General features: G+C 46.9%; 24 protein-coding genes and 2 pseudogenes. 6 read left to right on the forward strand and 20 right to left on the reverse strand.

The genetic code is table 11. The features are described from left to right. Positions 1-55 precede the first annotated feature (55 nt). Entirely contained in the window at positions 56-820 is a 765-nt protein-coding gene (locus tag ACKTT9_RS28825) for an SDR family oxidoreductase (protein ID WP_407868646.1), read from the reverse strand. 153 nt (positions 821-973) lie between these two features. After that, entirely contained in the window at positions 974-1,651 is a 678-nt protein-coding gene (locus tag ACKTT9_RS28830; RefSeq protein ID WP_407868647.1) for a TetR/AcrR family transcriptional regulator, read from the reverse strand. Positions 1,652-1,796: 145 nt separating this feature from the next. On the opposite strand from ACKTT9_RS28830, the gene ACKTT9_RS28835 reads away from it, so the two are divergent. Then, positions 1,797-3,149, forward strand: a complete 1,353-nt coding sequence (locus ACKTT9_RS28835; protein WP_407868648.1) for an MATE family efflux transporter — start codon at positions 1,797-1,799, stop codon at positions 3,147-3,149. Here ACKTT9_RS28835 and ACKTT9_RS28840 read toward each other — a convergent pair. The 8 genes from ACKTT9_RS28840 to ACKTT9_RS28875 form a co-directional block, all read right to left on the reverse strand. Then, positions 3,129-3,635: a HEAT repeat domain-containing protein gene (locus tag ACKTT9_RS28840; protein ID WP_407868649.1), complete on the reverse strand. Its 507-nt coding sequence runs from the start codon at positions 3,633-3,635 to the stop codon at positions 3,129-3,131. The genes ACKTT9_RS28835 and ACKTT9_RS28840 overlap by 21 nt on opposite strands. Before the next feature lie 141 nt (positions 3,636-3,776). Then, complete coding sequence (locus ACKTT9_RS28845) at positions 3,777-4,511, reverse strand: ABC transporter ATP-binding protein (protein ID WP_407868650.1); 735 nt, start codon at positions 4,509-4,511, stop codon at positions 3,777-3,779. 22 nt (positions 4,512-4,533) lie between these two features. Beyond that, complete coding sequence (locus ACKTT9_RS28850) at positions 4,534-6,162, reverse strand: ATP-binding cassette domain-containing protein (protein WP_407868651.1); 1,629 nt, start codon at positions 6,160-6,162, stop codon at positions 4,534-4,536. Further along, positions 6,159-7,151 carry an ABC transporter permease gene (locus ACKTT9_RS28855; protein ID WP_407868652.1) on the reverse strand — a complete coding sequence of 331 codons (993 nt, stop codon included), beginning with the start codon at positions 7,149-7,151 and terminating at the stop codon, positions 6,159-6,161. The genes ACKTT9_RS28850 and ACKTT9_RS28855 overlap by 4 nt, the downstream gene beginning before the upstream one ends. Then, positions 7,138-8,778, reverse strand: coding sequence for an ABC transporter substrate-binding protein (locus ACKTT9_RS28860; protein ID WP_407868653.1), 1,641 nt, complete (start codon positions 8,776-8,778; stop codon positions 7,138-7,140). Before ACKTT9_RS28860 ends, ACKTT9_RS28855 begins: the two co-directional genes overlap by 14 nt. Before the next feature lie 23 nt (positions 8,779-8,801). Further along, the gene (locus tag ACKTT9_RS28865) at positions 8,802-9,407 is read right to left on the reverse strand and encodes a hypothetical protein (protein ID WP_407868654.1); all 606 of its coding nucleotides are present in this window, start codon (positions 9,405-9,407) and stop codon (positions 8,802-8,804) included. Further along, positions 9,404-10,063: a phosphate starvation-inducible protein PhoH gene (locus ACKTT9_RS28870; protein ID WP_407868655.1), complete on the reverse strand. Its 660-nt coding sequence runs from the start codon at positions 10,061-10,063 to the stop codon at positions 9,404-9,406. Before ACKTT9_RS28870 ends, ACKTT9_RS28865 begins: the two co-directional genes overlap by 4 nt. Continuing rightward, complete coding sequence (locus tag ACKTT9_RS28875; protein WP_407868657.1) at positions 10,060-10,584, reverse strand: FmdE family protein; 525 nt, start codon at positions 10,582-10,584, stop codon at positions 10,060-10,062. The genes ACKTT9_RS28870 and ACKTT9_RS28875 overlap by 4 nt, the downstream gene beginning before the upstream one ends. A 49-nt stretch (positions 10,585-10,633) precedes the next feature. On the opposite strand from ACKTT9_RS28875, the gene ACKTT9_RS28880 reads away from it, so the two are divergent. After that, on the forward strand, positions 10,634-10,813 hold the full coding sequence (locus ACKTT9_RS28880) for a hypothetical protein (RefSeq protein WP_407868658.1): 180 nt from the start codon (positions 10,634-10,636) through the stop codon (positions 10,811-10,813). Positions 10,814-11,583: 770 nt separating this feature from the next. Here the strand turns inward: ACKTT9_RS28880 and ACKTT9_RS28885 are convergent. From ACKTT9_RS28885 to ACKTT9_RS28900, 4 genes are read right to left on the reverse strand one after another with little or no spacing between them, the layout of a single operon-like run. Further along, positions 11,584-13,881, reverse strand: coding sequence for an S-layer homology domain-containing protein (locus ACKTT9_RS28885; protein ID WP_407868659.1), 2,298 nt, complete (start codon positions 13,879-13,881; stop codon positions 11,584-11,586). Positions 13,882-13,915: 34 nt separating this feature from the next. Then, positions 13,916-15,478, reverse strand: coding sequence for a DHA2 family efflux MFS transporter permease subunit (locus ACKTT9_RS28890; RefSeq protein ID WP_407868660.1), 1,563 nt, complete (start codon positions 15,476-15,478; stop codon positions 13,916-13,918). A gap of 11 nt (positions 15,479-15,489) precedes the next feature. Next, positions 15,490-16,806 (reverse strand): efflux RND transporter periplasmic adaptor subunit, encoded by a 1,317-nt coding sequence (locus ACKTT9_RS28895; protein WP_407868661.1) that lies wholly within the window; start codon positions 16,804-16,806, stop codon positions 15,490-15,492. A gap of 20 nt (positions 16,807-16,826) precedes the next feature. Then, positions 16,827-17,486 (reverse strand): HlyD family efflux transporter periplasmic adaptor subunit, encoded by a 660-nt coding sequence (locus ACKTT9_RS28900; protein ID WP_127457017.1) that lies wholly within the window; start codon positions 17,484-17,486, stop codon positions 16,827-16,829. 266 nt (positions 17,487-17,752) lie between these two features. On the opposite strand from ACKTT9_RS28900, the gene ACKTT9_RS28905 reads away from it, so the two are divergent. Continuing rightward, a complete protein-coding gene (locus ACKTT9_RS28905; RefSeq protein ID WP_407868662.1) occupies positions 17,753-18,331 on the forward strand; it encodes a TetR/AcrR family transcriptional regulator in 579 nt (192 codons plus the stop codon). A gap of 131 nt (positions 18,332-18,462) precedes the next feature. Continuing rightward, positions 18,463-19,908, forward strand: coding sequence for a PAS domain S-box protein (locus ACKTT9_RS28910; protein ID WP_407868663.1), 1,446 nt, complete (start codon positions 18,463-18,465; stop codon positions 19,906-19,908). Between the two features lie 64 nt (positions 19,909-19,972). Here the strand turns inward: ACKTT9_RS28910 and ACKTT9_RS28915 are convergent, their stop codons facing one another. The 4 genes and pseudogenes from ACKTT9_RS28915 to ACKTT9_RS28930 form a co-directional block, all read right to left on the reverse strand. Next, on the reverse strand, positions 19,973-20,446 hold the full coding sequence (locus tag ACKTT9_RS28915) for a hypothetical protein (RefSeq protein WP_407868664.1): 474 nt from the start codon (positions 20,444-20,446) through the stop codon (positions 19,973-19,975). Positions 20,447-20,469: 23 nt separating this feature from the next. After that, the gene (locus ACKTT9_RS28920) at positions 20,470-21,477 is read right to left on the reverse strand and encodes a DUF3231 family protein (protein WP_407868665.1); all 1,008 of its coding nucleotides are present in this window, start codon (positions 21,475-21,477) and stop codon (positions 20,470-20,472) included. A 43-nt stretch (positions 21,478-21,520) separates the two neighbouring features. Then, positions 21,521-22,114, reverse strand: coding sequence for a CBO0543 family protein (locus ACKTT9_RS28925; RefSeq protein WP_407868666.1), 594 nt, complete (start codon positions 22,112-22,114; stop codon positions 21,521-21,523). Positions 22,115-22,221: 107 nt separating this feature from the next. Continuing rightward, a pseudogene (locus ACKTT9_RS28930) lies at positions 22,222-22,317 on the reverse strand (AraC family transcriptional regulator); the annotation flags it as partial. A 116-nt stretch (positions 22,318-22,433) separates the two neighbouring features. Here ACKTT9_RS28930 and ACKTT9_RS28935 point away from each other — a divergent pair. Both ACKTT9_RS28935 and ACKTT9_RS28940 read left to right on the forward strand, forming a co-directional pair. Continuing rightward, a complete protein-coding gene (locus ACKTT9_RS28935; RefSeq protein ID WP_407868667.1) occupies positions 22,434-23,414 on the forward strand; it encodes an aldo/keto reductase in 981 nt (326 codons plus the stop codon). 85 nt (positions 23,415-23,499) lie between these two features. Beyond that, a pseudogene (locus ACKTT9_RS28940) lies at positions 23,500-23,848 on the forward strand (aldo/keto reductase); the annotation flags it as partial. Between the two features lie 61 nt (positions 23,849-23,909). Here the strand turns inward: ACKTT9_RS28940 and ACKTT9_RS28945 are convergent. Both ACKTT9_RS28945 and ACKTT9_RS28950 read right to left on the reverse strand, forming a co-directional pair. Beyond that, positions 23,910-24,392: a hypothetical protein gene (locus tag ACKTT9_RS28945; protein ID WP_407868668.1), complete on the reverse strand. Its 483-nt coding sequence runs from the start codon at positions 24,390-24,392 to the stop codon at positions 23,910-23,912. An 89-nt stretch (positions 24,393-24,481) separates the two neighbouring features. Further along, positions 24,482-25,807 (reverse strand): Gfo/Idh/MocA family protein, encoded by a 1,326-nt coding sequence (locus tag ACKTT9_RS28950; RefSeq protein WP_407868669.1) that lies wholly within the window; start codon positions 25,805-25,807, stop codon positions 24,482-24,484. Positions 25,808-25,823: the final 16 nt, after the last annotated feature.

Below are 25,823 nucleotides of genomic sequence, written 5' to 3' on the forward strand. Positions count from 1 at the left end.
ATTATTCTAGCTAAAATAATTAATTCCTTCCGAATGAAATCTCCTATTTCGCCACTTACAAATGAGAGCCTCCACTGGCGTCAATCAATTGCCCTGTTACCCAGCGGCTGTCGGAAGAGGCCAGAAAAGCTGCTATATCCGCGACATCCTCCGGTTGCCCCCATCTGCCAAAGATAGAAAAATCAGCGCCATATTGGTGTGAGGCAGGATCTTGCAGCATGGCGGCATTCATATCCGTAGCAACGAATCCAGGTTGGATGGCATTGATCGTAATTCCACGTGAGCCGAGTTGATTGGATAAAGCAAGCGTTAGCGTGTTGATTGCCCCCTTGCTCATACTATACGCAGGAATAGCAGGCAGTGAAATTCTTGTTATAGAGGACGACAAATTAATAATTCGACCTTCATTTCTCAAACGCGGCAAAGCATGTTGTGTTAGGAAAAATGGCATTTTTACATTTATTTGCATCATTTCTTCGTATGCCTCTTCTGTTGTATCCTCAATTGGGGCTACCAGGGCAATCCCTGCGTTATTCACCAGGATATCAAAATGGGTGTCACCTGTACGCTCCTTCAATAACTCATCCAATGTCTGAAAAAGGCTCTGGATGCTCTCGATCGTACCGAGTTTCGTGCCAATGGTAAATGCAGTCCCTCCATTTTGCTCAATATCTCGCACTACTTCTTCGGCTGCGTCCTGGTTTGTGCCATAATGAACAGCTACTAAGGCTCCTTCTTGTGCTAACCGTGTTGCAATGGCACGACCAATCCCCCGGCTTGCACCCGTAACCAAAGCAACTTTACCATGTAATCTACTCATATCTTAATCTCCTCCTGTGTCAAATAAGTACACGATAGTTATAACACAAGGGCAATTATGAAATGTTGCTCTCCCATTCGTAGAACTCAAAAGGAAAAAGACAGCCATTATTGGCCGCCTTAGTATGTTCATTTATTAAACTGTTGTACTGCGTTAATTTTGCTCCTCGATTACCTGTTCAATCCCCAACAGAATCAGCTTTAAGCCAAATTCAAACGACTTATCTGTCCCTATAAGCTCGAACAGCCCGCTTTTGTACATGCTCCGGAACAGCCCGGCATCCGCCTCGCTCATAGCGTCCAGAAGACGGATCATCTCACCTCCGAGTTCCTCTTCCTGCTCCTTACTGACCGTGGAGAAAAGACGCTGATGCTGATAATTATCCAGCACGAAGTAGAAGACATAGTTCACTAGCGTAAGAACCGCTTGTAATTTCTGCTCTTCTTCCAGGGGTGTCGACTCCACGCAGAGCAGCATACGGTTGCTAAACCGGACCATGTCCGGCTCGATGGGTATCGTTTGCATCATGAGCTGCGTTGAGCAAGGGTACCGACAGAGCACACTCCGCACGGTTACCGCAAACGCAGTCAGTTGCTTTTTCCAGTCCCCTTCGGAGTGGAACTCCTCCACGATCATTTTCGATACCTGATTGGCCAGACGCTGAAAGAGATTCTGCTTGCTCTTGAAGTACCAATACAGAGACGGAGCCTGAATCCCAAGACGTTCGGCTAATCGTCGCATGCTGAACTTCTCGATGCCATCCTCTCCAAGAAGCTCCCACGAGGTTTCCAAAATCTTATCCTCCGAAATCTGAGGCTGCTGCTTTTTCATCGGTATCCGCCCTTTATCTAACAGTGTAAGATTGTGCTTTACAGGTGCATACGCATATGATAACATCTAACACTGTAAGGTTCAATCTAACACTGTAAGATTGGATCGATCCCATCTAATAATACATCAGAAAGTGGTGACGCATATGGAGACAGAAAACCTTCATTATTTTGAAAAAGCACCCATCGCAAAAGCCGTAGCTCACTTTGCAGTACCCATGATGCTGGGCATGTCAATGAGTGTCATATATTCCATCTTGAACGCCTTTTTCCTTGGCACACTCGACAATACAGCCATGTTAACCGCACTCGCACTAACATTGCCGTTATTCGCGGCTATTATGGCCTTAGGCAACTTGATTGGCATGGGCAGCAGTGCATTCATTTCCCGTTTGCTGGGAGAGAAAAAATACGATGATGCCAAACATGTGTCTTCGTTCGCTTTTTACAGCAGTATAGTGCTTGGCCTTATCTTGATGGCCTTCGGTCTCCCATTCATCGATTCCATCGTTCATGGCTTGGGAGCGACGCCTGACTCTTTTGGCTTCACGAAGGATTATGTCACACTTATGATTGCAGGCTCCCCATTTATCGTCTTATTTTTCACCCTTGAGAATATCGTGCGCGCGGAAGGCTCAGCAATCACGTCCATGGTCGGTATGATTCTCAGTGTTGTCGTCAATATTATTCTTGATGCGCTAGCCATCTTCGTCTTCCAGTGGGGTGTAATCGGAGTAGCTTCTGCTACCGTCATTGCTAACTTGGTTGCGAGTGTATTCTATGCCTTCCATATCGGATATAAGAGCCAATTCTTAACTGTTTCCTTAAGATGGTTCAAGGCTTCCAAAGATATACTAAGCAATGTATTCAAAATCGGAGTTCCTGTCTTTATTATGAGTATCTTCTTGGGTGCAATGTCGCTTATCTTTAACCGTTATCTGGTCGAATATGGGGAGCAGGCCGTAGCGGCATTCGGAATTTCATCACGTTTATTGCAATTTCCTGAGGTTATTTTGATGGGCTTATGCGAGGGTGTCGTGCCGTTGATTGCCTTCTCTTTTGCAGCGAATAAATTACGCATGAAACATACCATTCAATTCACAATCAAAGCAATTGTGGCGTTAGCCGTCTTTTTCGGTATCATCGTTTTTCTAATTTCCGACCACTTGATTGGTCTTTTTACGAATGATCCGCAATTAATTCAAATGGGCAGTTATATTCTGCATGTGACGTTTTTGTCCTTGTTCATAACAGGAATAACCGCGTTGTTTACAGGAATTTTCCAAGCAACAGCGCAAGGAACCGCCGCATTTATTATGTCCATTATTCAAGGGGTTACGTTAATTCCTGTGTTATATATCGCCAATCAAATGAATGGTTTCCACGGAGTTGTCTGGTCGCTCGTCATCTCAGATGCCGCCGCGTTCCTTGTTGGTGCCGTCATGCTGTATATTCTGCAGAATAAATTGCAGCCGGACTTAGAGAGTCTGGCCCAGTAAACGTGTTTTTTGTTGTTTCAATGACCACATTGCGTTGAATAATAGCTTCCTATCTTTTTCCTTATTTAAAATATACTCAAGTGCTTCTGATGCTCTGATATCGTAGGGTTGATTGCCCAGCATATGAACAGCACTGCGTCTAACCGCAATACTTGTATCCTTCATCACACGTTCGATTAATAACGCGATGATGTCCAAGCATAACGTTTCATCTTTACAAGATTGACAACCAATGCTATGCACGGCATGCCTCCTGACATCCGCATAGGAATCAGTTAATCGGGCGACCAGGGGGGCTATGGAGCGTTGATCAGCATTGTGATCCAACAAAGCCGTGCACCATTTCCTTATTTTCCAGTTTTGATTTTCAAGACCTTCCAGAATATCATCTAAAGCTAATTTCCCGGCTTGGTCTAAAATGGCGTATGCTGCTTGCCAGCCTTCTTTTGTTGCTAATAGTGGAATGTACCGTTTGTAATCTCCCATAAGATCCCTCCACATAATAATCGTTAACCTTATTATATATATAAGTTCTAACCCTTTATAAGGTGGGGTCTGTAGATTATTTCCCGTCATAGTGACCGCTAACGCAATGAAGCTGCCGATCATATCGGCAGCTTCATTGTTTTAGCCAAAAACCCCAGCTCGCAGCAGCGCTCGCGTATACGCCGTCTTTGGCTCATCGAGCAGCGACCGTGTGTCGCCTATCTCCTGAATGACGCCGTCCTTCATCACGGCGACCCGATCGGCGAAGCCGGCAATCGTCTCCAGCCGATGCGTAATATACAGAATCGTCATGCCTTCCGATTGCTTAAGCGACAACAACAGCTGCTGCAGCTCATGCTCGGTGGAAGGATCCAGCGCCGATGTAATTTCATCGGCCACCAGCAGCTGCGGCGACATAGAGAGCGCTCTCGCCACGGCGATTCGCTGCTTTTGCCCGCCGGAGCACTCGAACGGGTACCGTTCCAGAAACTCGGCGGGCAGCTTCACCTTACCGAGCAGCGACTCTGCTCTGGCGTAGGCTTGCTTACGCGGCAATCCGCTCAAACGCAGCGGTTCGGTGACGATGTCTTTGACACGCCAGTAAGGATTCATGGAGCGGTCCGGATTCTGAAAGACGATCTGCATGCTTGAAACTGGCGAGTTCTTCTGCTCATTCGCCCACTTAATCGAGCCGCTAGTCGGGTGCTGCAGGCCCACGATCAGCTCGGCCAAAGTCGACTTACCCGAGCCGCTTTCTCCGATCAAGGCGAAAATTTCGTTCTCCTTCAGGCTGAACGTTACGTCATCCACTGCCTTGACAACCTGCTCCTTTCGGCTGCCTCCATACTGTTTGGACACCTTTTCTAAGTGTAACAAGGCGCTCGCCTCCTGCCAGTTATTAAACAGAAACAGCTTGCTGAAACAACTGCTTCCCGTTATGTAAATAGCGCTGTTTTTGCTCGCCCTGAAGCTGAACACCGTCTTGCAGCACGATGATTTCATCCGAAATATGCAGCGCCGCAGGCAAATCATGCGTGATGAGAAGCAGCGTCAACTGGTGCTCTTTCACTTTGCTCACCAGCAGGTCGAACACTTCCCTCTTCACAATCGGATCCAAAGCACCCGTCGGCTCGTCAGCAATGAGTACCTTCGGTTTATTCACCAGCGCCAGCGCGATCAAAGCTCTGCTAAGCATTCCGCCGCTTAATTGATGCGGATATAAAGCCAAAACATGCTCGCCAAGCTGAACTTCCGCCAACGCCGCAACAGCCGCTGCCCTCTTCTCACCTAAGCTCGTTTGCAGCCGCATAGTCTCATAGAACTGCGAGCCGAGCGTCATAATCGGATTAAAGCTGCTTCGCGGATCCTGAAAAATATAAGCGGCATCTCCCCATCGCTCCAGGGTACTTGGCTGCCCATCCGAAGGATACACGGCATGGCCATTCACCACAATGCTTCCACTCACCGATTCGGCAGGCGTCAACCCATAGAGGGTGCGCGCCATCGTTGTTTTACCCGAGCCAGACTCTCCTACCAAGGAAGTGATCTGACCCCTTTTTACCTCAAAAGAGATAGGATAAATGATCGTTTTCGCGCCATAATTTACCTGCAAATCACGAACGACCACCGCAGATGGATGATCTCCCGCAGGCTGCTGCGGCAATGACGTCCTCCGCTTGGCCCGGCGCTCTTTACCGGGAAGCTCTACACCGCTGCGATTCGCCGTCACGGCTTTTTCCCCAATCAGCGCAAGCGCAACAGTCACGAAAAGAATGACCAAAGCAGGCGGCACAATACTCCACTGCCAGGCATCGTTCAAAAAAGTTTGCGTGCGCGAGAAAGCGTCCTGAAGCATTTTACCTAAAGAGACTGTACTTGGATTCCCGACACCCAGAAATGACAGGCTGGCTTCCATCGCAACCGCTGTTTGGAAAGCGATAATGAATTTCGTACGCACCAGCGGCCAAATAAACGGCAGCAAATGATGGTACAGCACATACCAGGTTTTCCCCTGATAAAGTTGGGCGGCTTTGACAAACTCCCGTTCTTTTAACGAAAGCACCGAAGCTCGAATCAGCTTCATATAACCCGGCCACGTAAGCAAACTTAGGGTTAAAATCAGCTGCCAAGTCCCTCCTCCTGTAAAAGAAGCGACAATGAGGATAAGCAGCAGCGACGGCAGTACTAGCATCATATTCGCCAAACCGTTGATCGCCAGTCCCAGTCTGTTGGAATAGCCGGATAACAAGCCTAGACTTGCACTCAAGAAAGTGCTGATCAAGGCCACCATGAGGCCAATGTAGAGCGTTGTTCTCGACCCGTGCATGAGCTGGCTGAAAAGATCCTGTCCGATGGCGTTCGTCCCGAGCCAATATTGTTCGGACGGCGGCAGCAGCCGCTCTGCGTCAATGGCAAAAGGAGAAGCCGTGTGGATCAGAGGCCCCGCAAGGGCGAACACGACAATCAAACCGAACAATAGCATGCCCACGCGCTGAGACGCCGTAAGTTTTGCCAACCATGACTTCATCTCTGCACACCTCGATTCCCGGCAATTCGCGGATCCAGATAGGGGTAAATCAGATCAGCAATCCAGTTCAGTAACAACACAATCAGTGTCATCATCAAAAATAAACCGTGCAGCAGCGGATAATCACGCCCCAAAATGGCTTCCTGCAGCAGTTTCCCAACACCCGGGTAGGCAAACACAGTTTCCACCAAAATGGAGCCTGCCATCAGCGCACCCATACGAATAATGATCAGGGTGACAAGCGGTAAAGCGGCATTGCGGGCGATATGCCGGAAGAGGATGCCGGAGGTCCTTATCCCTTTAGCCGATGCGAATTCAATGTAGGGTTCATGCCGCACACGGACCGCCTCATTGCGCATGAGCAAGTAGATGCTCGCTACGCTTCCAAGCGTCAAAGTAAACGCGGGCAGTACGGCATGGCGAGCAATGTCCAGCGCATGATCAAGCCATAGATCCGAGCGCATAAAGGCGGTTTTGGCTCCGCTCAGCGGGAACCATTTGACTTTGACGGCCATGGCGATCAGCAGCACCATACCGATGAGAAACTCGGGAATTGTGCTTAGACCTAGCATTGACAAGAATAAGCTGCGGTCGGTTTTGCCAGGATAACGCCAGGCCGAATAGAGCCCAGCGAGCAACCCGATGACGATCGAGCACAAGCTGGCGATCCCTAGAATGAACAACGTCCAAGGCAAACGTTCCAGAATAATGTCGTACACAGGAGCTTTATACAAAATGGAGGAGCCGAAATCAAATGTAAAAAGACCTTTCATATAGGCAACAAACTGTGCGCCCAGGGAAGCGTCCAAATGATAATACTGCTGCATCGCTGTCTTTTGCGCCTCCGTCAAAAAGACAGCGCCGTCTTCGCCGCCGCCCGCAATAGACTCAATGGGCCCCCCAGGCAGCAACCGGGGGAGCCAGAAATTGAGTACAATCACAAATACCAGAACCAAGAGGTAGGAGCGGTATTTGCTATTTTTTGGCATCGATCAGGAACGCCTTGTTTTCCCACAGCGGCATGCCGTCTGCGATTCCGCCGAACGTGTTTTTCCAACCGTCAAACTTATCGGCTTTATGAATCTCATAGAACGGGCGGTGGTACAGGACAAGCGTAGGCAGCTCTTCCGCTAAAATATCCTGCATTTGGTTCACGATTTCATGCCGTTTCGTTTCATTCATTTCTTGCATTTGCTGATCGGCAAGCTTGTGGAACTCATCCAGCTTCAAGCTTTTACCGCGCGAGGAATACGCATTAGCCGCTTTGCCGGAGAACCATAAGCGCAGATAATCCGGATCTCCGCTTGCGCCAACATGGCCGGTTATCGCAATATCATACTTGTTCTCACCCATCGCAGTAGTGAATGCGGCGTTATCCAGCTGAACCAGCGTTAATTCGATGCCTACTTTCTTCAGCATCTCTTTCATCATCGTCGCATCCGGCATCGCCGAGGAAGTCATTAACTTCAGCTTCAGATCCTCGCGAATCCCGTTCGCATTTTTCTTATAGCCAAGCTCGTCCAGAATTTTCTCCGCTTGGGCCGTGTCATAGCCGTATTGCTTCACTTTCGGGTTATACCAAGGGGAATCGGTCGGAACGACACCGGCACTGCCAACCATCGGCTTCCCGCCTGTGACTTTGGCCGAAATTTCTTCACGGTTAAGCGCATAAGCCAGTGCTTGACGCAAGCGTTTGTCACCCAGCTGAGGGTGCTCTAAATTGAACGAAATCCGCACGACACTGCCGGTCGGCTCACTCTTGATCGTCTTGAGTCCCGCTTTCTCCGCAGTCTGAACATCGGCGTAGCTTACACTATAGGTCTCATCAATTTCACCGCTTTGCAGCGCCAACAGTTTATTCGATGCGGTGACATAAGCGATTTCCTTCACAAGCACCTGGCCTTTGAAAAACTTATCGTTCGCCGTATACAAATACTGGCCGGAAGCGGAGTCGTACTTGGTCAGCTTATACGGACCCGTTCCAATCAGTGCAGCCGGATCACGGTATTCTGCCGGTTTCGTCACCTTTTCCCAGACATGCTTTGGAATGATCGGCACAATACCGACTAAGTCACTAAGAAATGGGGCGTATTTATTATTCAGCGTAAATTTCACCGTCAAATCGTTAACTTTTTCTACGCTATTAATTTGGCCAATGTCGCCGTTCCAGTTAAATGGATACGTTTTGTAGTAGTTGAAGCTGAATACGACATCGTCCGCTGTAAACGGCTGATCGTCATGCCACTTCACATTCTCCTCCAGCTTAAACGTGTATGTCAGGCCATCGCTGGACACCTCCCACGATTTGCCCAACCACGGGATGACGCCTTTGTCATCTTTCCAAGTCAGCGTATCGAAAATAAATGAGTTGCGTAAATAGCCGAAAGGACCCGACGAGCTAAAAGCAAACGGAGACGGGTAACCGTTGTTGCTGCCTGCAATTTTAAGCAGATCCACCGTTTTTACCGCAGGAGCTGCAGCGCTGGCCGCTGGAGTTGCTTGAGCTGGGGAACTGCTCGGTGCAGCGCTTTCCTGTTTGCCTGTCGAACATCCGGACAGGAGTGCAAGTAAACTTGCCATCGTTAACGCCGTAAGTTTAATTTTTGTCTGTAACATCCTTCTTTTCTCCTCATCTATTATTAAATGCGACCCGTTGCCAGCCATGGCAAGAAACCGTCTAAAAACCGTTCCGTAGCCGGCATAAAATACGAACCGTAATGATACTCCGGATCTAGCGTCGTCACCACGAGAGTTCCTTGCGTGCTTTGCTTATCCACATAAAAGATGGAGCCGTCCCGCTCGATATCGATCAAGGACTCAACTTTTTGCTCCGGGAAAAAGACGCCGTGATAATGCCAAGTGGCATCCTCCAGCTGAATATGGCTGAACAGATCGTGACTTGGACTGCTCATCACTAAACCGCTTTTGGCGCCGGGCTCCAGCCACCACCAGAAATTCGTCGGTCGATGCTCCCAGTTGTGGCCGCTGAACCAGTCGTTAGGCTGCGCGCCCAAAGCCACTACCACTTTGCCGCTGTTCAGAAATTCATGAATTTGCGGCAGATGACGCGTCACCAAACCTTGATGAATCTGCGAAGGAATGATCAGCACGTCGTACGCATGGAGATCAATTTCAGCCAGCTTCGGCAAATACAAGAGATCGGCAATATACTGGCGATATTTCGGTTCTGTAAAAGAACGATGCTGATGCGAGCTGCCTGTGTAGAGTACTGCGATTTTTCTCATACGGAGGCCCTCCTTTGCTTTTGCTGGAGCCTCTCGTGCTCTTCATACAGGAAGCGATGGAACTGCTCCCCTATGCGGCCTGTACTCGTATCTGACTGGCGATAATTAAGCAGATTGCGGCCAGCATGGACGACGATGGTGCCTTCGCTGCTTTGGCGGTCGATATACGTAATCGGCTCTTCTCCGGCAAGCCTTAGCAGAATTTCCGCGCCTTCCGGCACTGGATGGTGACCACGGCTGAAAAAGCCCGCAACCCCTTTGTTATACGTAATGTCTTCGGAACGCACACCCTCAAAAATCGGATGATCCCCTACTGTAACCAGATAGTCATGGTGGCTATGTATTGTTTTCGGAATAAAAGCCGAGGCCCCCGGAATCCAGGAACGGAACAAATGCCCGCCAAAGGACAAAATATTGCCCTGGTCTAAAAAAGCGCGAATCCGTTCTCGTTGCTGGGCCATGAGCTCCTGATCGATAAACTCGTCGATGATGAGGAACTTGTGCCCCGCTCCAAGCAAATCGTACGAATGCAGGTCGTATTGGTCCAGCACCTTGGCACGAGGATTGCTTTCTCCTCCGCGAACCGTCTGCTCACTGAAAATGGCCCCCGAATCCAGCATTAAAAAGTCCATTGTCATGGTTGCAGGATTTGTCATGACAAACGTTTAACCTCGAATAGCTCATCTTGCGGCAGCGCAAGGGCTTTCTCGCATAAGTCTGCTTTCAGCTTTTCATTGGTCGCTTTGTCCTCAGGCGTCATGGTGCCTTCTCTTCCTTTTTTTAAATAGTCATAGAAAACTCCTGGCAGGAAATTCTCTTTCAGCGCCACTTCGACAGAAGCTCCTTGTGAATCGGAAATGACAAAGGCATACGACTGTGCCCGGTGCGGATCATATTGGGCTACGGGATAATCCACATCAACGATGTAAGCTCCCCGAGTCACGGCACGTGTCGTATATTCGAACGCATCGCGAAAGCCCGGTCCAGCATGACCGGAGCGAACGGTGAGCGAGCTTCGCTCCACAGACTCTTCTCCATATAATTCTTGCAATGCTGCCTTTACCGCGCGGAAGCCTACCCCAATCGCCATCAAGGCCAGATTTCCGTGATAGTTGCGAAGCTCAGCGAAGTTCAGGGTTAACGCTTCCCCGCGATCCATAATTACTAGTGGTGACATGTTTTCGTCCACCTTTTCTTTGATATTAGTGTTGTTGGTGCTGGTGCTAGTGATGCTAGTGCTGCTGGTGATGTTGGTGATGCTGATGGTGCTGGTGATGCTGGTGATGCTGGTGATGCTGGTGATGCTGGTGATGCTGGTGATGCTGGTGATGCTAGTACTGCTGATGGTGCTGGTGATGCTGGTGGTGCTAGTGATGCTAGTGCTGCTGGTGATGCTGTGGTGCTGATGGTGCTGTACGCGATAACACTTTCAATGATAATGATTATCATTATTACAATGTCTTTATTATACTACAGTGAAAATGATTATCAATGTCATTTAAAGGCAATTCACCTGATTTATATGTCGTTTCTATGAAGGGAATAATTGGGTTTCCACCCACTAGTTTCAGCCCAAGCGCTTCCAAGGGAACTGGCGTCCGCTATTTGGCGGAAAACATGCTTTTCCCCCTCCCAATGGGAACTACAGGGTCTTATTTGTCTGCAGTAGCGCGTTATCCAGATGAATTCAACAAAATAACGGCCCATAGTTCCGCTTCGACGTGGAGAGTGTGCCTTTTCAACTAAATAGCGGACGCCAGTTCCCTCCAAACCCATGAACCCTCTCAAGAGTAGAGGCGCTCCCCCACATCCTGAATGGATTGGATCTGAGCAGCTCTAAATGGGCAAGCCTTAAATTTCAAAGGGAAAAAGTACCGCTAATTCGCTCATTTTTGCCACTCTCAAGCTAATAGGTGGAAATCATGCAGCTAATTCCTCAAGTTTCTTCAGAATTGAGGCGAATCGTCTGAAATAACTGCACAACTTCCAGTTATTTCTTTAAATACTTACTCCGCGCCACTTTTAACAGTAGATATTCCAGTTAATCCGCCTACAGTCACTAATAAGGGTGAGAGTTAGAGTTAAGGTTAGCTATGCTTCCCCCTGGCATGAGCAAATTGGCATAGTACTCCTATATAACAAAAGACGCCTCCAATTAGAAGACGTCTCCTTCAAGCTATTTCAATTCCGCAATAAGCCTATCCACATCACCGGTCGGCGTAGGGATGGTTTCATAAACTTTAACGGATATATTGGATTGGACCTGGTCTTGCGTAAGGTTGCTGAAGGTCAATATTTGGGAACCGTTGACCAAACGATTTGCCCCGGTGAAAGGAAATGAATTCGAGCCCAGCGAACGTCCTGATGCATCCACCAATTCAAACTTCAACTTGGAAAAGGCATTATCCAGGACCACTTCGGATTCCCGCTGCATGTCCATATCCAAACTCAATTTATACGTGTAGGCAAATCCAGTGGTCCCCATCGCAGTCAACTGCGATAACGTCCAACTTTTCAAGTTTAGCTTGAATGGAAACAACGAGATGTTGTTATGATCGTTCTCACTCTGAACATTTACAGGATAGCTGGCAATTGTAGATTTGTAGGCAGAGTTTGATAACACTTCTTGTACATTCAATTGAAACTGTTCACTTTGCTCCGTCGTTGGAAGGGTGAAGCCGTAGCTAACGACGATTCCTGTCCCTGGCGCAATATCAGCAATGCTTACTGTCTGGCGTTTTCCTGCGTACGCGTTGCCATCTTTCCCCGCCAATTCGGCTCCAAAAGCCGGCACCGGAATAGGTTTATCGCTTTTATTGAAAAGCTTAAATTTAGCCACTCCCGTTTTATTTCCTGTTTCTTCGTTATCTGTGACATGCAGCTCTTCCAGCGAAATATTTAAGCTCGGATTAATGAAATCATTCCTTGGCGTGAATGCGATCGGCGTGCCAAAAACATAGCTACCTGCAGCTGTTCCTGAAACGTTACCTTCGTTCGCAGGGAGTCTGAATCCTAGGCGTCCTGTGAAATATTGAACCGGAACAGTCTGACCTTGTTTCAAGAAGCTCTCAGGTGAAAGCACATAGAAGGCTTGCAGTGTCGTATTCGTATCGGTTGTAATCGCAAAATGAAGGGACTTCTTGGCTCCAGCATCAAGACGAATTGGCGTCTCCTCCACCCTTTTGCCGACGAAGGATTGCCCCCCTGATTTCCCGCTCAAGGTAAAATCCGGGATAGTTTCCGCATAGCTTCCTTCGTTTTCCGCTTGAATTTCCACGATATAGCTCGGTGTTTGACCCGTAAACTGCTTCGACAGCTTCACCGCAGAATATTTCAAATCGGAATGGATGCCAGGAAGGGAGAATCTTGCGCCCCAATCGCCTAACCGGGAGGGATCGTCTATTTTGGCATCTTGACCACGCCATATGATAGAGCTGATATTAGCATCGGCTAGTACTCTCTCTACCTTAGGGTACACTTTTTGATCGACATCTACCCAAAGAAGATTCGTCAACTGGACATCCTTGTTCACACCGATTTCTGTCATATAGCTTAAAGTCACATTCCCCTGCGGAGGTATGGAACGAGTATTGCTTGCGCTCGCTTGAAGCGTATAAACGGTCCCTTCCGCCGTTTGGATGCGAAGCTCATAATCGGGAATTCGGTTTGTTGATCCGGATGTGTTAGTTAATGTAAGGACAACGCCGACTCTCCAGCCGTCTGCCGATTTTTCTTGGGTGACACTTTTCACTTGAGCTTGCGTATTTTCGGTCAGATAGTAAGCTTTCATCTCTTCTACGGGAAGCTCAGCTACAGCCGGTGTCACAGGGACATACAGGCGCTTAGCTTCATAAGAAGAGGTAACTAATAGTTCTCGCATGGCTGGCGTCATTCCGCCGAACTTACCGTCCGTTTGATTCCCCATCAAATTCATTTGCACAGCCAGTGCGACATACCCCTTAGCCCAGCTGGATACCGTGCTATCATTCGTTGCTGCATCCCGTTTCACTTCAGCCTCTTTATTCAAACCCCGGATCAAGAATGCGGCTAATTGCTCTTTGGTTACCTCACCAGCGGGATTATAGGTGCCTTCGCCAAACCCATCGGTCAGATTGGCTTTTTTCAATGCCTCAATATACGGAAGCGCATAGCCGTTAGCCGGATCCGCAGCGCTCACATCGCTAAAGCTGGAAGTGCTGCTTAAGGTGTCCACCTTCAAGTTGAAAATCATGGCAGCAGCTTTCGCGAACTGGGCACGGTTCATTTTGTCATGGAGACCAAATACCCCCTCGCTCACACCATCAAAAATCCCTGCGGCAATCATGGTATCAAATTTAGCTTTCGTACCCGCATCCAATTGGCCCAAATCATTGAAATCTACAGAGGATTTAGGCGAAGCGGCACCTTGTGCAGCCACAGATAACAGGCTAGAGGCCATGCACGCGCTGATTATAACAGTTAAACTCTTTTTCATTGACTTGTGCCTCCCGATGAATTCTTTCATGCTGTTACTCTTTTATTTCAACTGGTGTTTTTCTCTTAATAAAAAATAGAACGAAAGGAATACATATAAAAGCCGGAATGGCTGAGATGTAAAAGGTATCCGCAATAGACCTGACATAAGCTTCTTTCTGCATAAAACCGGCAAGGTAAGAACTCGCTGCACCGGCAGCCGTAGCCCTGTCTACCGCCCAAGCATAAATCTCCCCGGTGAGTGCGGATACGGTGTTATTTGCCATAACGGAATCCACAGCTACACTCTCCGAAATGTGCTGATAATGCACGATCTGACGGTTGCCCATGATAGCGGTAAATATCGCAATGCCTAGCGAACCCGCTACCTGCCTTAGAACGTTGGAAAGCGGCGAAGCGTTACTAATTTGTTCCGGAGCCACTGCGTTCATTCCGGCAGAGGTTAGCGGCATCAGGCAAACACCAATGCCAATCCCACGGATCGTTAATAGGGCATTCAGCCAATGATTCGGCGTATCAGCCGTCAACAGATGCAATTCCGCCGTCGTGATCCCGAGTACAGCCAGACCGGCAATACAGATGGGAACAACCCCGAATTTCTCAACCAGCTTCCCGCTAATCGCCATCATCACTGCCATGGCAATCGATTGCGGCATCAAGAGGATTCCCGTCTGCATGGCATTAAGCCCTTGAATACTTTGCAAATACACAGGGGCTAAAAATGTTCCGCCCATCATGGCCATCATGACCAAACTGCCTGAGATGACGCTAATCGTAAACTTAACATTTTTGAATAAATTCAAGTCCAGAACAGGCTGCTTGGCTCCTAGCTCCACCCAAATTAAGAGCATTAAACTGCAGATAGCAACAAATAGCAGGCTGACGATGAACAATGAAGTCCAACCTTCGGACTGCCCTTTGCTCAAAGCCAGCAGCAAGCTCCCGAAGAACGTCATGGATAAGATAGCCCCTGGCGTATCAAATTTTAATCCTGTTGTGCGAGGTGATTCCTTCATAAGTATCTTGCCCAGCACGACAGCCAGAATTCCGATCGGCACATTGATGAAGAATAGAAGCCGCCAGCTGAAATTCTGGATCAAATACCCGCCGAAAGTCGGCCCGAGCGCGGGAGCCACCATGGCTGCAATCCCCCATAGTCCCATGGCCGTACCTGTCTTTTCCTTCGGAAACGTGGTGAAAATAATCGACATCCCGACCGGCATGATGAAGCCGCCGGCAAACCCTTGAATAATTCGAAATATAATCATGGTATTGGCGCTCCACGCCAAACCGCATAATACAGAAAAAATCGTAAACCCAGCTACAGAGTAGATAAACAAATTCTTATTGCCGAATCTTCCGCCCAAATATCCACTCATCGGAATAACCATGGCGGAAGCCAGCGTATATCCGGTAATAATCCACTGCATGGTCGTGAGATCCGAGCCGAATACGGCAACGAATTTATTCATGGCTACGTTCATCAAGCTGCTATTCAATACAGCGACAAACGTACCTGTGACGATAGCAACCAGCGACAGCCACATCTGGCCATTGCCTTCTGATTTCTGTTGTGTAACCACCGATTCATCAGCCATTGTAGCGCCTCCTATTCGGCTTTGACCTTCGTGCCTTCAGCCAAGTTATCGGTAGGCTTCACGATGATTTGTTGATTGGCTTTGATCTTATCGTTAGGCATCACGTAGAGCCAATCCTGGTTTTTCTCTTCTGTTTTCACTTCAACGAGATGCGCTGTGCTGCCCTCTGCGGTGAACAGATATTCTTTTTGATCCTTTTTGACCACTGCGCTCTTCGGCACTTCCAGACGACTTATCTGTGCAGCATTCAGCTGGACTTCCGCCACCATGCCGGCAAATAACAAACCGTCTTTGTTATCGACTTTTACTTTAACTGGAAATGTGTTGCTGTTAGTGTTGGCTACCGGGCTGACGAATGAAATCACGCCTTGAAAACTTTTATCCGGCACATTCTGCACCTTCACTTCTACGGTCATGCCTTCTTTCACTTGTGTAATCTGGCTATCCATCACACTAAGCTCTACTTGGACTTGATCCATATTAACAAGCGAGAGGATCTGCACCCCGGCCTGTGCCAACTCACCTGGCGAAATACCTTTTTTCACAATGACTCCGTCGATTGGAGCTGTAATTGTCGCATTGCTTAGCCCGCTATTCGCAAGCTCAAGCGTAGCATTCAACCGCTCAACATCCGCTTGGAGCGCTTTAATCGTATTTTCTGTCGGGCCCACTTTGGCAAGCTCCAGCTTGGCTTCGGCCCCTCTCAATTGGGCTTCGGCAGATTTCTGTGCGCCTAAAGCCTGCTCGTAACCGGCTTTTGCCTTTTCATAGTCGAGCGTCCCTTTATCCAAATCATCTTGCGTTACACTGGAACTGCTCTCGAACGCATTACGAAGACGATTATAACTGCTCGTAGCAAGATCCAAGCCTGCTTTAGCTTGCTCTACGGCCGCTGTTGTCTGTTGGTAAGCCCCACCCGCTGCAAGAATAGAACTCTGGAGTCCTGTAATCTCTTGTGTACGGGCACCCGCTTGCGTATCAGCCAGCTTAGCCTGAGCTGCGGTGGAAGAGTATTCGGCTTGTTTAACCTGTTGGGTCAACTCGCTGGTCTCCAACTGAACAAGCACATCCCCCTTTTTCACCTTGCTGCCCTCTTGCACGCGAACTTCAGCTACTTTACCGGACGCCTTCGAAACGATATTAATGCTCTGATCAGGAATGATTTTGCCATTCAGGCCAGCCGTTGCTCCTTGCCCCAGCTTGATGACTTGAACAGGAACGCCTGACGCTCCAGATTCTTCTGCTTCAATCGCCCCGCATGCAGGTAGAACAGTAAGGGTAGCAAGCACGAAAACAGCGGGAACTATTAATTGATTTAATCGATTCATTTGAACTGGCTCCTCTTTGTTTAATTGCTCTTCAAGTGAATTTTGATGGTTGTGCTGATTCCCGGCAATAGGTCAAGCCCTTGATTGTCTTCAATCGATATTTTGATAGGAATACGCTGAGTGACCTTAGTGAAATTCCCGCTTGTGTTCGTTGAAGGCAGCAGCGAGAAGGTCGATGCGGTAGCTTTGCTTATTTCTTTTACCTTCCCTGTTAAGACCTTGCCTGGGAAATTATCCAGTTTAATATCAACTTTCTGTCCTTCATGAATCTTATTGATGGCCGTTTCCTCTATATTGGCTGACACAAATAGCTTGGTAGGGTCTACAATCATCGCGACAGCCTGGCCGACTGACGCCACTTCGCCAGTCTTAATCAAAGTCTTGATCACCGTGCCTTCGATCGGAGATCTTAATGCCGCTTGATCCAAGCTGCTCGTGGCCAAATTGTTACTATCCTGTTGTCCGACAATCTGATCGGCAAGCACATGCGCACCTTCATCGACCTGCAGGGACGTCACTTTCCCTGTAATACGTGGCATCACTTTATAGACATCGCCGGCCAGTCGGGAATCCTCGGTCGAGATGAAGTTCTGTCCTTCATACCAGAAATACCCGGCAATACTGCCTCCGCCAAGAACGATAACGGTTAAAATGACATACAGCATAATTTTTCGTTTCATGTTTTCTCCTCTTTCTTATTTTCCGTTTAACACTTGTTTTTAACATTCGTTTTTAACAAACGTTAAACTCTATGGTCGTTATTATATGACCTCGGGATTAGAGCCGTCAATGAAAATTTTTCCGACAATCGATTTCCCAAAAATGAAAGAACCCGCACTCCTTTTTAAGGAATCACAGGCGTTTGACTATTGTGATATTCTCCTATAAAATTCGTTAGAACAGGTGTTGCTAACAACTGTTATACGGAGGTGCAGTTGAATCCTACATGAACAAACAAGAAATCGATGTTAAACAAAAAATTATCATATCTGCCAAAAAGCTGTTCTCCGAACAAGGTTACGAAGGGACAAGCGTCAGAAAGATTTGTGACGAGGCCGGTGTATCATTGCCGCTGGTTTCGTATCATTTCGGAGGCAAGGAAAACGTATTTCTGGCTATTCTTGAACCGCTCGAGAAACTGCCCTTTTCTGCCGAAACCGGGGACCCCAAGCAAGATTTGCAGAAATATCTAGAGGTTATGATGGCTTTTTATCAACAGGATCGGGAAATTTCATTAATTGTTAGACAAGAACTTGCCATGAATAGCACAAGAGCGGACAAAATCATTACGTTTATTCAAAACTCTACAAATAAATTAAAGAGTATTCTGGAGAACGGACGGGATCAAGGTGTTTTTCAGTTTGAATCCATATCGAATGCTTTGCGTTTCATCCTTGGATGCATGAGCATGATTTCGGTCTCCAATACGGGGATGCTCGAAGTGATCATTGGTGAAAAAGAGGTCGGCGACTATCCGATTGAGAAAGAAGTCATTGAATTTATTTACAAGGGAATTCGAAGTTAATAGCTGAAACTACAACGAGAGCCTCTCCCATCTGTCAGGGTAAGGGGCTTTTTGTGCGCAATGAAAAAGGAAAAACACTGCTCTTTGTCCAATTCTTTTAATATGGATCTTACGTCATTTTAGGAGGATATATGGCAAAGAATTTGGATGTTTCACAGCCCGAACTGTTCTCTCAAGTATTCAAATACTCCCCGATTGGCATAGCTTTACTCTCCATGCAAGGAAAATGGCTGAAAGTGAATGCATCGTTATGCCGAATTACGGGTTATACGGAATCAGACTTCCTTGACATGACGATTCAAGACATCCTTCAAATGGATGATATAGACAAAACGTGGGATATAAGGGATCAAATTTTAGATGGCAAAATGGATAATTTCCAAATGGAGAAACGATTTATCCACAAAAATGGTTACACCGTATGGGTATTATTGGCTATCAATTGCATGAAGGACGAAAGTGGACAGCCCTTATATTTTATAACGCAAATTAAGGACATTACGGAAAGAAAGTTAGCCGAAGAGGATCTGAAAGCGAAAACCGAGCAATTGGAATCATTTATTGAAAATAATGCGGATGCCATTCTAATTTTTAATAACGAAGGTTTTGTTCAGCGGGTAAATGAAGCATTTGTCCATATTTTCGGGTGGTCGAAGGAAGAAGTCATTGGCGTTGAATTACATCTCCTCCCCTTCATTCCTCCTGAATGTTCAGAGGAGTTCAAGCATAGCCGTGAGCAAGTGCAGACCGGGCGGTCCGTCAATGGTGTCGAAACGAAACGGTTGCATAAAAATGGGAATCTGGTGAACGTGTTATTGACCGCTTCGCCTATTCTAGACGGGAAAGGGAAACAGATTGGTTGGTCCGTGATCTTCAGGGATATTACAGAGTGGAAAATTGCCCAAGAACACCTTCAAAATTCCGAGAAATTATCCGTAGCCGGGCAGTTAGCCGCTGGTATCGCTCATGAGATCAGGAATCCTATAACGTCCATTAAAGGGTTCATTCAATTGATGAAGTCAGGGTTTGGAGAAAAACCCATCTATTTCGATATCATGACGTCCGAAATCGAACGGATCGAATTGATTCTAAGCGAACTGTTAATACTGGCGAAGCCGCAATCAATTAAATTTGAGAGAAAAGATATTCGGGTGCTGCTGAGCCAGGTTATGACGCTTTTGGATTCACAAGCGATCCTGAACAATGTTGAATTTCTGGCTGAATTCAAGCCGGGAGCTACACATCTGTACTGCGATGAAAATCAGTTGAAGCAAGTATTTATCAATTTTATCAAAAATTCCATTGAATCCATGCGTGATGGCGGTAAAATAACGCTTGAAGTCAGTAGTGAAAATGATCAAGAGATGATGATTCGTCTAGCTGACCAAGGCTGCGGAATTCCCAAAGAAACTCTCTCCAAGCTAGGTCAACCTTTTTATACAACCAAAGAAAATGGAACCGGCCTGGGTTTTATGGTCAGCAAAAAAATCATAGAAAATCACGCCGGTAAAATCAAAGTTGAAAGTGAAGTCAACAAAGGCACTCTCATCGAAATAACGCTGCCTTTTTCCAATTAAATGAATCTACGAATAAAAGACCGCCTCATACCTGTGAGCCGGTCTTTTAGCAATGGACTATTCCTTACTTCTGATCTTCGGACCGTATAAATCGCTTCGTTACTTTCATCAACATGAACCCGACCCCTAAACCAATTGGCGCGCAAATCATAGGAAGCCATATAGGGCCTAGCAGCACATTTTTTATACGGAATGTTGTGGAATACATCACACCGACCGTAACCAAGTAGGCAGAGAAAGCGAACGGTATATACATGAATGGCCTTTTTTCACCAATCGCATCGCGATAAGCGTCCCACATAGCAAAGAAATAGAGACAAGGATAAAACATTAGCCATTGATAATTGGATAGCTGCGCTGCTTCCTCCATTTTCCCTTGAAAACTTAACATGATAGCTGTATTAAAATTGGATTGAACATTGATTAATATTTCTAATCCAATGAAAAGAACGCCTTTTGCAATCTTGCCATCCAAAAGTTGAGGGAATCCTGGCAGTGCGATGCTCCATAAAATTTTCTCAAGTTCATCTTTTGTCATAGGGGTCTCTTCTTTATTTGTTTTTACTGCTTGATCAGTTGTTTGCGGTCCTCCATTTGCGGCGGTTCCTCCAACCAACCATGTTTAATCATCAGCTTAATGCCATCGTGGGTATAGACATAGATATCCTTGGCAAGTAGTCCTGCCTTTAAATTCAAATCATTTCGCAACGTGAAAATAGTGCCAAAACTGCTGCTGACCATGCCGAACGTATTAAGCAGGTGAATGCAAAACATCATAAGTTTCTCTGAAAAAGGGGCCATTGTCGAAGTTGTTACGGTACTCCCAGAAGTGGCCGAGAGCTGAATATTGCTCTGAAGGAGGATATCTTCAAAGGTTGTAATTTGTTTCTTTGCAAGTTCCATGCCCTTCACAAAATATTCCTTTACTTCCGGGGTATTCGCACATTGGGCAAAGCCTGAAATGAGCTGCAACCCCACATTGTTTGTCTCAATCCCATGATGCAGAATGCCGACTTCGATTGTATTTAAAGCCCTTTTATCCCCAAAGAGATTGAATCCGCTTAAATAGTCTTTGCTCTCAATAAACTCATTGGCAATAGGCATCGTCACTTTGGGCGGCGTCGTGAGAATCCCTTTTTTCAGCAGATATTCGGTCGATCTTTTATAGATATTTTGAGTAATGACGGTTAACCCCTCATAAATATCCATCACCTCGCCTTGGTAGGACATATTTAAATTGAGCGTATACATGCCCATGCTTATTTCTTTCAAAATGCGAAGAAACATGATATCAAATCCATTGTCGTACAGTTTCGGCGCCTCTAAATTGACATCCCCTTTGGTAAAACCAACAGGTACGACAATGCCTTGATTTTCAAACAAGTTGATGATTTTATTCACATAATGATCGAGATCCTGCCATAAGCCACCCATAATATTTCTTGCTTCATGATCATCCGTTTTCGCTATGAAGTAATCCAACACTCGAAGAATGAGTGTCTTTTGCTGATAGGTAAGCCAAAGTGTCCCGAGCTCTGATGAGCTTATGGAGTCTGCTTGCTTTATCATAATGTCATCTCCAATTAAAGAGCAGTCTTGTGGAGCTCTCTATTCATCTTATTTTCTTTTTGTTCCTGGCATTAAAATTGATGACCAATTCCCGATCGACGTTAAAATGGAGCACGTTGCTCTGAGTCAGGTCAACGAATCCCTTTACCAGAATTGCAATGGGAACTAATACGATGAACGACTGCCAATAGGACCATCTCATAAGCTGATACATACCGAGGGATACGAAGAGGGGCTCACCGATATACGAAATGACTAGCGAAGCCACTACATCAGCAATCAGAAATGACTTCCAGCTGGAAAACCTCTGATACAAATAGGCAAAAATAGAGGGAACCACAAAAAAGTCGACGGCATTTAAGTTCTCAGTAAATGGGATTAGCTGATGCGGGTAACGCCACAAGTCGAAAAACTTGCCGATTTGGTCGACAGCCCCGACAATAATAAATGCCGTCATAAAAGCTAATACGGTGCTGAGTGTCCTTTTGCGATCTATTAAGATCAGCAGCAGCGCAAAAACTACCAGATTAACAATGACGATAACCCACCACTGGAATGAAAAAACGTCTTGTTGCAGCCAGTAGTCGAACTCCATTCGGCTCTCTTTAACGTTTAATTCCTCTATTTCATTAGGCATATCTTTCTCCCTGTTCGCTACAAACTTAAATTCTTGTTCTTTATTATTAAACAGGAAGACAAAAATATGTATCGTTGGGAAATGTTATTTTGGCCAAATAAAACTGTTCATGCCCTTATGCGCTTCATGTCTTGTCTAGGCGGAAAGCCAAACATGCGAGCATATTCGCGGCTGAATTGCGAAGGGCTTTCATAGCCTAACTTCTACATAAGTGCAGTAAGAGGATTAGGCAATAATCTGGCATGAATGAGATAACGGTCCCCTGTCCATCTGTTGCATAATAAGGGTATCCCCCTGGAACAAAGGAGCGAAACATGACATGGAATATGTGAAACTTGGAAATACTGGCTTGGATATATCTCGACTTAGCCTTGGCTGTATGAGCTTTGGTGATGCAGAGCGTTGGCATCATCCATGGATACTTGATGAGGAGCGCAGTCGCCCTATTATAAAAAAAGCCCTTGAATTAGGCATCACTTTTTTCGATACCGCGAATGTGTATGCAGATGGAACCAGCGAGGAAATCATTGGACGAGCTCTGAAGGATTACGCTAATCGGGATGAAATCGTCCTCGCGACCAAAGTGCATGGACGTATGCACAAGGGTCCCAACGGCGCCGGGCTTTCCCGTAAAGCTATTCTGAGTGAAATCGATAAAAGTCTGAAGCGGCTTGGAACGGATTATGTGGATCTATATCAAATTCACCGTTGGGATTACCAGACTCCCATTGAAGAAACGATGGAAGCGTTGCATGATGTGGTGAAAGCGGGTAAGTCCCGATATATTGGCGCTTCCGCCATGTACGCATGGCAATTTCTGAAGGCGCTGCATGTAGCCGAGAAAAATGGCTGGACCCGGTTTGTGTCGATGCAAAATCATTTGAATCTGATCTACCGTGAAGAGGAAAGAGAAATGATGCCGCTTTGCCAAGCCGAAAAAATCGGTGTGATTCCCTATAGTCCAGTTGCCTCAGGAAGGCTGGTACGTGATGAATCCGTTACCACGCTTCGTTCCCAAACCGATCACATGCAAAAGAAGAAATACGATGCGACAGCGAATACGGATCGCTACATTATAGAACGTGTAGCAGCCATAGCCGAAAAACGCGGTGTTCCCCGTATGCATATCGCACTTGCTTGGCTGCTGCAGAAAGAGCCCGTCTCGGCTCCTATCATCGGCGCTACGAATGTGTCTCAGCTCGAAGAAGCCGTAGGCGCTTTATCCCTGAAGTTAACGCCTGATGAAATTACATCATTGGAAGAATTGTATGTTCCCCATCCCGTAGTTGGAGCGATTTAAACCTGTAAACCTAGAGGATTTCATATGCAAAAAGTAAAGTTGAACAATGGCGTTGAGATGCCGATTCTCGGATTTGGTGTTTTCCAGATTGCAGCTCGACTATTTGGATTTGTATTTAATTCATCAGCCATATGGCGATGTGTATGGTTCATGGCGTGCTATGGAGGTATTGTATCGCGAAGGAAAGGTCCGTGCCATTGGCGTTAGCAACTTCCATGAAGATCGCCTGATCGATTTGATCATTCATAACGAAGTCGTTCCTTGTGTTAATCAGGTCGAAACGCACCCTTTTAACCAACATATTGAACATGCACAATTCATGAAAGAGAATCAGGTTCAGATCGAATCCTGGGCGCCTTGTTCGGAAAGAAAGAATCATCGAAAACTTCAACATTTTTGATTTTGAATTGAGCCAAAAGGATATGGATTTGATTTAGGATGAAGGCCAAATAGCCCGCGGAAACGAATCCCCGGGCTATTTGGCTTGCTATATGTTTAGATCGAAAAACCTTTCATTAACGGCATGATAAATGAAATGGCACCCATGCCAAGTTTCATAAAGCTGCCTATATTGCTAAACAAACCGCCAGATCCGCCTGCGCCTTTGGCAGCACCTTGACCGAGCCCTCCCAGTAATCCACCACCTGTGGAGCCTCCTCCAAATAAACCGCCAAGTCCTCCGCCGCCAAGAAGCCCAAGTATGTTACCTAAACCGCCAAAACTGGATATATGCGCTTTGGATCTAACTTTTTTTCGTGGAATCTTCTTGTCGCCTTTAAATCCTTGAAGGATAACTTGACTAACCTGCACTTCTTTCAGAACGCCATAATAGACAGAACCGTCCTTGAGTACTACGCATACAGGTGTTCCTAGATTAGCCGCAGCTTGAGCGGCGATCGTTGACGACGATGCCAATCGTCCTTTCTGTCCGACATTTACGCGGCCGTGCTTTCTTGTGGGGTGAGGATAAGTTTTCATGCTGCTCGCACATCCTTTTCATGGTATCCCTATCTTGTCATCATATGTTGAGAAGACAAGATCCGAATGTGCGCTTCACAAAATAAATGTCAAATTCGCTTAATGGCAACGGTTCTTTGTTCCAGTCGGGATTGATCGGCTGCGAATCCGATGAAGTGCCCGTGCAGCGACTTCTCCAGAGAGGTGGAGGAGATCGATGGCACGGCTCCCTTCAACACTTTGACGAAGTCGTCGACAAGCAGCAAGTCTCCTCCGCCGTGCATATCCTCTGACACGCCCACCTTGATCTGCTGCTCGGAGTAGATGTGGCCTTTGCGGGCATCGGGATGTCGGATGACATAGGAACCAGCCTCCATATCCCCTTGAATTTCGCCTTTAGTCCCCACAATGTGGATAGATCGGCCTGGCTTGGAAGTACCGCCGGTCATCACATGGGTCCCTGTACTGCCATCCTCGAACTCTACAATCACCGTCTGATGGTCGACCACATCGTTATCGCAATGCCAGACGCAGCGGCCGTACGGGCTGTCTTTTCGCAGGGATTCCGCCAATTCCTCATCGCTCATTGTAACGCCTAAATGGGTATTATAGGTTACATAAGCCGTCCACAAACGCTGCTCAATGTAATGTTTCCGTGCAGAATAAGGGCAAGATTCTTCAATAGAGCAATCGACCAGGCACCGCGTGCCTGCCCCTGAAGGCGCCTTCTCAGGCCGGAATTGCAGCAGGCTTCCGAAGCTGCTTACTTTCACCGGCTGGATATCTCCCTTCATCCAGGCCAAGACGTCCAGGTCGTGGCAGCTTTTGGCCATCAGCATGGAGGAACCGCCTTTATCGACACGCCCCCATTTTCCTCTGACATATGCCATGGCCATGTGGTGATAAGTGACGTTCTCGGTCGTCGCCAAACTAACAATATCACCGATGATGCCATCGGCTATCGTTTGGCGAATTGATTCGTAGAATGGTGCATAGCGCAGCACGTGACAAATCATGACTTTCCTGCCAAGGCGCTTTGCTTCTTCATACAGCTCCAAAACTTCCTCCCTACTGACGCCGATCGGTTTCTCCAGCATGATGTCATAACCAGCCCTTAACAACGGGATCGAAGAAGAGACATGCAGATGATCCATGGTTCCGTTAATTACGGCATCCGCAATCTTGGGTTTACTGACGAGTTCCGTTACATCGGCAAAACAGTTTTCCTCTGATAATCCGAAACGCTCTTTGGTTAAATGTCTGCGCTCGCTATCCGGCTCTACCACTCCGACAATTTTGAAACGTTTCGGATAAACCTCTGCAAAAGAAGCGTAAATTAAGCTGCGGTGGCCGGCCCCTACAATTATAGCCGTAACAGGAAGCTCGTGATGATGGTTATGCTGAAATTCAATATCTACTGATAATTGGTTGCTCATTCTACATTTCCCCCCA

The organism is Paenibacillus sp. P36 (assembly GCF_045866505.1).
GTDB classification, from domain to species: Bacteria; Bacillota; Bacilli; order Paenibacillales; family NBRC-103111; genus Paenibacillus_E; species Paenibacillus_E chondroitinus.

What these genes read in the sequence shown, in the direction of transcription:
- ACKTT9_RS28825 (WP_407868646.1), bottom strand. Translation starts at nt 820, where the DNA reads ATGAGTAGATTACATGGTAAAGTTGCTTTGGTTACGGGTGCAAGCCGG.
- ACKTT9_RS28830 (WP_407868647.1), bottom strand. Translation starts at nt 1,651, where the DNA reads ATGAAAAAGCAGCAGCCTCAGATTTCGGAGGATAAGATTTTGGAAACC.
- ACKTT9_RS28835 (WP_407868648.1), top strand. Translation starts at nt 1,797, where the DNA reads ATGGAGACAGAAAACCTTCATTATTTTGAAAAAGCACCCATCGCAAAA.
- ACKTT9_RS28840 (WP_407868649.1), bottom strand. Translation starts at nt 3,635, where the DNA reads ATGGGAGATTACAAACGGTACATTCCACTATTAGCAACAAAAGAAGGC.
- ACKTT9_RS28850 (WP_407868651.1), bottom strand. Translation starts at nt 6,162, where the DNA reads ATGAAGTCATGGTTGGCAAAACTTACGGCGTCTCAGCGCGTGGGCATG.
- ACKTT9_RS28855 (WP_407868652.1), bottom strand. Translation starts at nt 7,151, where the DNA reads ATGCCAAAAAATAGCAAATACCGCTCCTACCTCTTGGTTCTGGTATTT.
- ACKTT9_RS28860 (WP_407868653.1), bottom strand. Translation starts at nt 8,778, where the DNA reads ATGTTACAGACAAAAATTAAACTTACGGCGTTAACGATGGCAAGTTTA.
- ACKTT9_RS28865 (WP_407868654.1), bottom strand. Translation starts at nt 9,407, where the DNA reads ATGAGAAAAATCGCAGTACTCTACACAGGCAGCTCGCATCAGCATCGT.
- ACKTT9_RS28870 (WP_407868655.1), bottom strand. Translation starts at nt 10,063, where the DNA reads ATGACAAATCCTGCAACCATGACAATGGACTTTTTAATGCTGGATTCG.
- ACKTT9_RS28875 (WP_407868657.1), bottom strand. Translation starts at nt 10,584, where the DNA reads ATGTCACCACTAGTAATTATGGATCGCGGGGAAGCGTTAACCCTGAAC.
- ACKTT9_RS28885 (WP_407868659.1), bottom strand. Translation starts at nt 13,881, where the DNA reads ATGAAAAAGAGTTTAACTGTTATAATCAGCGCGTGCATGGCCTCTAGC.
- ACKTT9_RS28890 (WP_407868660.1), bottom strand. Translation starts at nt 15,478, where the DNA reads ATGGCTGATGAATCGGTGGTTACACAACAGAAATCAGAAGGCAATGGC.
- ACKTT9_RS28895 (WP_407868661.1), bottom strand. Translation starts at nt 16,806, where the DNA reads ATGAATCGATTAAATCAATTAATAGTTCCCGCTGTTTTCGTGCTTGCT.
- ACKTT9_RS28900 (WP_127457017.1), bottom strand. Translation starts at nt 17,486, where the DNA reads ATGAAACGAAAAATTATGCTGTATGTCATTTTAACCGTTATCGTTCTT.
- ACKTT9_RS28905 (WP_407868662.1), top strand. Translation starts at nt 17,753, where the DNA reads ATGAACAAACAAGAAATCGATGTTAAACAAAAAATTATCATATCTGCC.
- ACKTT9_RS28910 (WP_407868663.1), top strand. Translation starts at nt 18,463, where the DNA reads ATGGCAAAGAATTTGGATGTTTCACAGCCCGAACTGTTCTCTCAAGTA.
- ACKTT9_RS28915 (WP_407868664.1), bottom strand. Translation starts at nt 20,446, where the DNA reads ATGACAAAAGATGAACTTGAGAAAATTTTATGGAGCATCGCACTGCCA.
- ACKTT9_RS28920 (WP_407868665.1), bottom strand. Translation starts at nt 21,477, where the DNA reads ATGATAAAGCAAGCAGACTCCATAAGCTCATCAGAGCTCGGGACACTT.
- ACKTT9_RS28925 (WP_407868666.1), bottom strand. Translation starts at nt 22,114, where the DNA reads ATGCCTAATGAAATAGAGGAATTAAACGTTAAAGAGAGCCGAATGGAG.
- ACKTT9_RS28935 (WP_407868667.1), top strand. Translation starts at nt 22,434, where the DNA reads ATGGAATATGTGAAACTTGGAAATACTGGCTTGGATATATCTCGACTT.
- ACKTT9_RS28945 (WP_407868668.1), bottom strand. Translation starts at nt 24,392, where the DNA reads ATGAAAACTTATCCTCACCCCACAAGAAAGCACGGCCGCGTAAATGTC.
- ACKTT9_RS28950 (WP_407868669.1), bottom strand. Translation starts at nt 25,807, where the DNA reads ATGAGCAACCAATTATCAGTAGATATTGAATTTCAGCATAACCATCAT.